The organism is Citrobacter sp. GW821-FHT02E08 (assembly GCF_059421685.1).
Genome location: NZ_JBWKVL010000011.1, coordinates 156,595 through 163,302, shown reverse-complemented (window position 1 = coordinate 163,302; position 6,708 = coordinate 156,595). Strand labels below are relative to the sequence as shown.

At 53.7% G+C, this 6,708-nt stretch carries 4 protein-coding genes; all 4 read right to left on the bottom strand.

The genetic code is table 11. The features are described from left to right. Positions 1 to 773 (bottom strand): DUF6531 domain-containing protein (locus AC07UY_RS15315; RefSeq protein WP_494701483.1); only part of this gene is annotated, 773 nt, incomplete at its 3' end. Between the two features lie 819 nt (positions 774 to 1,592). Next, positions 1,593 to 3,248, bottom strand: coding sequence for a malate dehydrogenase (quinone) (mqo, locus tag AC07UY_RS15310; protein WP_494660665.1), 1,656 nt, complete (start codon positions 3,246 to 3,248; stop codon positions 1,593 to 1,595). 154 nt (positions 3,249 to 3,402) lie between these two features. Next, complete coding sequence (mgtE, locus tag AC07UY_RS15305; protein ID WP_203360615.1) at positions 3,403 to 4,839, bottom strand: magnesium transporter; 1,437 nt, start codon at positions 4,837 to 4,839, stop codon at positions 3,403 to 3,405. Between the two features lie 180 nt (positions 4,840 to 5,019). Further along, entirely contained in the window at positions 5,020 to 6,663 is a 1,644-nt protein-coding gene (locus AC07UY_RS15300; RefSeq protein WP_494660613.1) for a multidrug ABC transporter permease/ATP-binding protein, read from the bottom strand. Positions 6,664 to 6,708 lie beyond the last annotated feature (45 nt).

Genomic DNA, 6,708 nt, shown 5'->3' with positions numbered 1-6,708 from the left:
ACGGCCGTCAGCCGGACGCCGCTGTCCTGTTCCGTGGCGGCAACCGCCTGTATCAGCACCAGCCGGTAATGCCGGCCACTGCCGTCGGTGACGCCAGTGATGCGCCCCGTAAACTCACCCTCCTGCGCCCGTTCCAGCACCATGCTGCGCCCGAAACGGTCACGCTGCATCTGCAGCAGCTGGCGGCCCGGCTGCGTCGCTCCCGCGTGATTGAATATCCACCAGGGCCCCAGCGGGTCACCGGTCACAAAGTAAAACTCAGGGTGATGCCGTGCCTCTTCCGGGAGCGTCTGCCACAGCGGTTGCAGTACGTCCGACTGCCCGCCTTCCAGGACGGCAGCCCCGCCACGGACTATCCATAATTTCTCACTGCGGCTGTAGGTCAGCTCGCCTGTGCTGAGCGGGTCGAAGGTGATGCTGCGGCCTTTATCGTCGTTGAGGATAAGCGTGTCTGGCGTGGTGAGCAGGCTGACTTCTGCCGCCTGGCTCCAGCCGGGGCCAAACAACCCCACCGGCGCCGGTGTCGGCGTCTGATAACTGGAGTAGCTGCGGCTGATAACAAAGGGCACCGGACCGGGTAGCGCAATGTCCACCTCACCGGGCAGGACTTTGGCACCGAGAACGGGGTTAACCGGGTCGCCTTCGGTGACGCCGTCCGGGCACACAGAACAGGCAATGCCGCCCTGACTGCCTATCAGAACGGTCAGCGACCCCTGCACAATCTGACCATTCGCCACGCCGTCGCTTATCCGGCTCGCGGGTTTTCCACTCATTACTGATATCCTTTTATTGTGGCGCATCTGTCCATAACTGACTGCGCTGGTCAGAATGATAAATTCTGTTCCTGTATAAAACGGATACTCTCCTTTAGAGTTTACTTTTTTGACGAATATCAATGGGGCAGGTTAATAAGAAGAATATTTAATAAAAATTAACTGTGTGGCGCTCAATATATTTTGGGATAAAATAAATACTCCTTCAGTATTCATGACGTAATTATATTTAATCTGCATAATTATTATATTCAGTGCCGACTTCCGGTAAAACTGCCTGTTGATTTTAATCCATCGTTGTATCAGTTTATTGCTGACTCTCACTGTTACTGGTTCAGGCCGCCTTAAGCTACCGCATATAAATATAGGTTGCTGTATCCTCCTCACAGCACGTATTGAAATATTCCGACCACCAGCGCATATCGCACACATCAGTTTTTGTGTCAGAGCTCATCGAACGCCGAACCAGATTGCATTCGGTGAGTCCCTACTGGGTGGCATAGTGAATAGTATTATTGAGTCCTGCGCTTCAGCCCAGAATAGAACCAAACCGCCGCCAAATCTCGTGGGTGTGGAGAAAAATGACCTTCAGCAGATCAGAGAAAAGTTGTCAGCGAATCGCTCCCGTGGCTGTTTGCAGCAACAGTCACCATTGGGATACGAACGAATGAAGCCCGCGAAAGAAAGCAAAAAAGTTCATCCTGCCGGAAAAGAGAAAACGACCCAAAGATAGGGCCGTTCGGATCTCAAAAATCCAGCATCCCGTTCACTCAAAACATATTAAGTGAACGGTGTTATGCCGAGGCAGGTTTTTTTATTTTACAGCGCGATATCCGCAACTTCTTTACGCTCTGGCTGAGCCTGAGGTTTCAGTTGCGGTTGTGGCGCAGCGTCCGCCACCTGCGGCTTGTCATATTTCAGACCCAGCACTTCGCTGGTGTACTGCAACTCTTGTTCCGTCGCCTCAACGTTACCGTTCAGTTTTGTTCCGTATGACGGCACAATCGTTTTCAGTTTCGCCTGCCATTGCGGACTGGCGACTTTATCTTTAAACACTTTTTCCATCAGATGCAGCATGATCGGTGCCGCTGTTGATGCACCCGGTGACGCGCCCAGCAGCGCCGCAATGGTGCCGTCTTTGTCGCTTACCACTTCGGTGCCCAGACGCAATACGCCGCCTTTGTCTGCATCACGCTTGATGATCTGCACACGCTGACCCGCCTGCCACAGACGCCAGTCTTCTTTCTTCGCTTGCGGATAGTACTCTTTCAGCGCCTCAAAACGGTCGTCATCGCTCAGCATGACCTGGCTCATCAAGTATTTCACCAAATCAAAGTTGTCCAGCCCCACGTTAACCATCGGCATAAAGTTCGATGTTGTGGTTGAACTCATCAGATCCCACAGCGAACCGTTTTTCAGGAATTTGGTCGAGAAGGTCGCAAATGGCCCAAACAGCACGACACGTTTGCCGTCCAGAACACGGGTATCGATATGAGGTACGGACATCGGCGGCGCGCCGACAGAAGCCTGACCGTACACTTTCGCCAGGTGGCGATTCACCACATCCGGGTTATCCGAGACGAGGAACTGACCGCCCACCGGGAATCCGGCATAGCCATCGGCTTCCGGAATACCGGACTCCTGCATCAGTTTCAGCGCCGCACCACCCGCGCCGATAAAGACAAACTTCGCTTTGATGTCGTGCTCTGCTTCACCGTTTTTCAAATCGGCAACGGTCACAGTCCAGGAGTTATCCGCGTTACGCTTAAAGCCACGAACTTCCGTGTTCACTTGCAGCGCAAAGTTTGGTTTTTTCTGTAAAGAGGCGATCATCTGACGGGTAATTTCACCGTAGTTCACGTCAGTACCGATTTCAGTACGCGTGGCGGCCACTTTCTGTTTCGGGTCGCGCCCTTCCATCACCAGCGGTGCCCACTCTTTGATCTGCGCGTGATCTTCGGAGTAACGCATACCGCGGAACAAGGTGCTCTGCTGGAGCGCCGCATAGCGGGCGCGCAGGAAGTTCACGTTCTCGTCGCCCCAGACGAAGCTCATGTGCGGAACGGTCGTGATAAAGGAACGCGGATCGTGGAGTACGCCGCTGTTGACCTGATGCGCCCAGAACTGGCGAGAAATCTGGAAGGATTCGTTGATGTCGACGGCTTTTTCAATGCTGATGGATCCATCGGCTTTCTTCGGCGTGTAGTTCAGCTCCATGAGTGCGGAGTGCCCTGTCCCGGCGTTGTTCCAGCCGTTTGAACTCTCCTGCGCAACGCCATCCAGTCGCTCGACCATGGTCATGGACCATTCCGGCTCCAGCTCCTGTAGATACGTTCCAAGGGTGGCGCTCATAATACCGCCGCCAATTAACAGTACATCCGTTTCTTGCTCTTCGGCCGCTTTCGCTTGTGCTGCCACAGAGACAACATTCAGCCCCACGGCCAGGGTGAAGAGCATGGCCGTCGCTTTTTTCATCATGTTAATGCCTTACTTTGAGTATCGCTTTTGCTTTTCGCAGGTGAAAATCAATCGGCATTAACGTTAACATTTAAGTCATAAAATTTAAATATTGTTTATAAATTATATTAAAATTTTAAAGTTATTGTTGAATATTTGAATGTTTATCAACCTAAAGGAGGAAAATCGTCGCCAGTCCCAGAAAAATGAAGAAGCCACCAGTGTCCGTTAGCGCCGTGATCATCACGCTGGAACCCACCGCCGGATCGCGGCCAAACTTCAGCATCGTCATGGGTATGATGACCCCCATCAACGCGGCGACCAGCAGATTGAGCACCATGGCTAAGGTCATCACCGCCCCCAGCGCCATATCGTCATACAGCCACCAGGTCACGCCCCCCATGATCCCGCCCCAGACCAGCCCATTGATCAACGCGACGCCCATCTCGCGCAGGATCAGGAAGGTTAAATTCCCCGGCTGAATATGCTGCAACGCCAGCGCCCGCACGATCATCGTGATGGTCTGATTCCCGGTATTCCCCCCGATCCCGGCGACAATCGGCATCAGAGAGGCCAGCGCGACCAGTTGCGAAATGGTGTGTTCAAAACCATCAATCACGCGGGAGGCGATAAACGCAGTACACAGATTGATCGCCAGCCACGCCCAGCGGGTTTTCACCGCTTTCGTGACCGGGGCAAAGACGTCTTCCTCCGCGCTTAATCCCCCCATGCGCCGCAGGTCGGTATCCGTTTCTTCATACACCACATCGACAATTTCATCGATGGTTAAGCGGCCCATTAACTTACCGGACGTATCCACCACCGCGGCGCTGACCAGGTTGTCACGCTCGAAGGTACGCGCCGCGTTCTCGGCTTTGTCTTCCGGGGCGAAGGTCATGGGGTCATCATCCATGACCTCACTCACCTTTTTCTGCGCATCATTGAGCAAAATACAGGTTAACGTCAGCTCGCCGACAAGCGTTTTTTTCCGATTGATAACAAAGAGTTTATCGGTGTTTTCCGGCATTTTTCCCAAACGGCGTAAATAGCGCTGCACCACTTCTAAGGTCACGTCCGGGCGCACCGTAATGACTTCGAATTCCATGATCGCGCCAACGCGATTTTTCTCGTAGTGCATGACCTGGCGAACGCGGGCGCGTTCTTCCGGCGGCAAGGTCGCCAGCAGCCGCCCGGTGAGATTACGCGGCAAATGCTGCACCAGATAAATCTGTTCATCGATGTCGAGATACTGCAACGCATCCAGCAGCGCGCGGTCGGTCATTTCGTCAATCAAATCGTCCCAGACGTTTTCTGAGGCTTCAATCAACACTTTGCCGCGTTTTTCACTTTCAACCAGTCGCCACAGCGCGTGACGCTCTTCGGAAGGCAACGCCTCCAGGGTATCGGCGAGATCGGCAGGCGGCAGGTGAGCGACCAACGCCCCTACCTCAGCAATATCGTCGGATAACGTACCGACGTCATATTGCTCAGCCAGGGTGAGTTTGCCTAACAGGGTGGAAATAACGGCTTTATCAGTGGTCAGCAACCAGATGAGGCGGGCACGCTCTTCATCACGTTGCCTGGCGGTATTTTTCGTTGTTACGGTCATTAGTTATAAATCCAGATTATGGAATGCCAGTAAGGATGGCCCCCAAAAATGTAAATAACAATAAACGGTCAACGTGGTTGGATAAAAAAGCGGCGTTATACAGGGGATAGACGGCCCGATACGCGTAGCGCTATCGGGCAATTAGGCCGGATGAGGCTACGCCTCATCCGGCCTTGGTGGTCAGGCGGTACGCGCTACCGCATCGCGTGACGCGGCATCACGCTCATCACCCACCAGCTCGCTAAGCTGTCCATTGCGCATTTCGAGCAGACGGTCGGCGTGAATAAAGTAGTGATCATCGTGGCTGATGGCAAAAATGGTTTTTCCCATTTCCTGCATTAGCGGCAGCAGCACCTGGTAGAATTCGCGGCGGAAATGCGGATCCTGATCGGCGGCCCACTCATCCAGCAGGATGATGTCACGCTCTTCCGCCAGCGCCAGCAGCAGCGCCACGCGTTTTTTCTGCCCTTTTGACAGCTTCAGGTTCAGAATACGCCCATCGCTTAACTCAAGTTTGTGCGCCATTTTCAGGTGCTCAAGCCACTTCTGCACCAGCGCGGGATCGGCGGGTTTTCCTTCCGGCCCCAGCAACTGATCAAACAGCCAGACATCGGTAAATACGGCGGAAAAGAGCTTACGATAGTCTTCAGGTTTATCCACCGGGACCGCTTCGCCATCCAGCAGAATTTCGCCGGATTGCGGCTGGTATAACCCGGTCAACAACATCGCCAGCGTTGATTTTCCGCTCCCGTTACCGCCAATCAGGAACAGCAACTCCCCCCGATGAATAGTCAGATTGACTGGCCCCACCGAAAACGCATTGTCCTGGTAGTGGAACATGACATTACGCAACTCCAGCGTTTTCCAGTTCGGAAATGCGTTGGGGCGTGGGAACTCGGCTTTAAACGGCGCCAGAGAAAATTTATTGAGCTTATTGAACGCCACCTGAGCGGTGAGCAAGGTCGGGAGCGCCCCCACCGCAGATAACAGCGGCGTGCGCAGGAAAAGCAGCGTCAGAGAGTAGGTTGCGGCCACGTTAGTGTCTGCCCAACCGAGGCTATTTGCCATCCAAAAGACCAGCCCAATCGCCCCCAACATCATGATATTCGACCAGTTGACGGCACTGAGATGGAAGGTGTCAGCGCGAATAATGTGATGACGGTACTCTTTGGCATCCGGCACATACAACTGATTAAAAATATGTTCCGCGCGCTCACGGTTCAGGGTCAGTTCTTTACGCCCTTCCAGCACGGTCTGATAGTCGTTATACAGTTTGTCTTCCGTTTCGCGCAGCGTCGCCATATGCCGGTAAACACGCGCCACCAGCACGAATCCGCCCCAGATGGTTACCGCCACCCAGATTGCAGTGACCAACAACATTTTGGTTGAGAGCATGGCGAGATAGGCCGCAGACCCGAGGGTCAGGATGATGCCCTGCACCAGTTCAGGCAGGCGCACAAACGCAATGGTGATGTTGCGGATGTCGCTGGTTAAACCGGCGAGTAACGAAGCGCTGCCCAGTTGTTCGATACGTTCAACACGAGTATCCAGAATACGTTTGATAAACTCGCTGCGCAGACGGTAGACAAAATGGTGTCCCAACGTCGTCAGCGCCAGTTGTGATCCAAGCGTCACCGCCATCAGCAACACCAGCAATCCGAGAAATTCCGGTAATACCATCAGCGAGGCGTCGGCCGTTTCGATCAAACGTTGATTGATAAAGGCAATCAACCCAATACCCAGCGCCGCACTGGCGAGGCTGAGCGCCATGACGCTGATAAATGGCCAGCGATACTGCCGCCAGACAAGAAGAAGAAGTTCCATGCAGACAACCCGGACAAGTAATGACAGCCCGCAGTTTAAACATCT